Genomic DNA, 916 nt, shown 5'->3' on the forward strand with positions numbered 1-916 from the left:
GCGTTGCGCAGCCAGGCAAGCAGTTCCGGTGAAGCGGCGGCATCTGGGAAGTAGGAGGCATTGAGAAAGACGAGTTCCGCCGGCTCGGCATTGGCCTCAAAGCTGCGCTGCGCTGAGAAGGTGAACCCGTTGCTGGCCCGGGGCGATTGCGATTGCACGCCTTTGATCGTCCAGTCGAACGCCTTGCGGCGATGCGCCAGGTTTACGAAGCGCAGTGCCTCGAGGATCAGCGTCGTCGTCAGCATCGAAAAGCCATCGGCAAGGATGACGTCGATCAACACGGGTTTGGAAGAGGGTTCGGGCCGCGGCGACATATCAGCGAGAATTGAAACGCGCAGATGAGAACGGCGCAAGATTGTATTCTGCGCGGCCTTTGACGATCATGTCGGCGAGCGTGCGGCCGATGACCGGCCCGATGCCGAAACCGTGGCCGCTGAGCCCCGCGGCGACGAACAGGCCGTCCGGCTTGGGCAGTGCCTCCATGACCGGGAGCTCGTCGGGCATATAGTCGATATATCCTGCCCAGGCGCGTTCGTACCGCACCGAACCAACCGTGGGATATTCCTCGCTGAAGCGCTCGGCGGCGCGACGCAGCCCCTTCCAGTCGGGTTTGGGATCGAGCGTGCGGTGGGTCGTGAAATCGGCGAACTCACCCATGAGGCTGCGCATGGCCGGCTTGCCAAGGCTGAAGCGCAGGTTGCGCCGGTTGCGCCTCGCCAGCGGCAGGAACTTGAAGCCGTGCACGATGCTGTCCAGCATCAGGTCATGGAAACCGTCCTCAGCGACGGCTATGTTGACCCGCCCGTCCGGACGCTGCCGGTAGGCGCACTTACCCCAAACGACCAGCTTGCGCATCTCGATCGGCAGAATGCCGGTCCGTCCGACCGAGCCGCGGACCCAAAGGCTCGGGTGCCGA

Annotated in this window: 1 protein-coding gene and 1 pseudogene; both read right to left on the minus strand. The window is 63.8% G+C overall.

What is annotated here, in order from left to right; all coding sequences use genetic code 11:
• Window positions 1–278: pseudogene (locus EOA60_RS35010) on the minus strand (hypothetical protein); the annotation flags it as partial.
• Window positions 279–315: 37 nt separating this feature from the next.
• A partial coding sequence (locus EOA60_RS35015; RefSeq protein WP_164899870.1) for an FAD-binding oxidoreductase occupies window positions 316–916 on the minus strand: 601 nt, incomplete at its 5' end.

Origin of the sequence: Mesorhizobium sp. M1A.F.Ca.IN.020.06.1.1, assembly GCF_004023265.1 — a bacterium.
Lineage (GTDB): Bacteria > Pseudomonadota > Alphaproteobacteria > Rhizobiales > Rhizobiaceae > Mesorhizobium.